This window comes from Salmonella sp. SAL4457 (genome assembly GCF_046548235.1).
GTDB classification, from domain to species: domain Bacteria; phylum Pseudomonadota; class Gammaproteobacteria; order Enterobacterales; family Enterobacteriaceae; genus Salmonella; species Salmonella enterica.
The window spans coordinates 1-278 of sequence record NZ_JBGDZO010000365.1; the positions used below are offsets into that span (position 1 = coordinate 1).

At 61.2% G+C, this 278-nt stretch carries 1 protein-coding gene; it reads right to left on the reverse strand.

Annotated features, from left to right (window positions below; all coding sequences use genetic code 11):
• A partial coding sequence (locus tag ACLJNW_RS24665) for a hypothetical protein (RefSeq protein WP_410961282.1) occupies nucleotides 1-278 on the reverse strand: 278 nt, incomplete at both ends.

Below are 278 nucleotides of genomic sequence, written 5' to 3' on the forward strand. Positions count from 1 at the left end.
GAGGATCGCTTGGCTATGGCGGCAACGACACATTGGCGTGGAACTCTGAAGGGTTTCCGTGCTTGGAAGGCACGCCGTTGTCACTGAGCCGCCGATCGCCATGCCGGAGCCCCAGATTCCTGAACCCTCGCCCCGGATCGAACGACCCTGGTCAAGCTGCGGGCCCGGCAATGCCGCTTCGTGGTCGCGGACGATGGCCTGGATGAGATAGGCCGAGAAGCTCTGCGACTGGAAGCCGTATGTATTCACATAGCGGCCGTCATTGTTGTCGAGCGTAT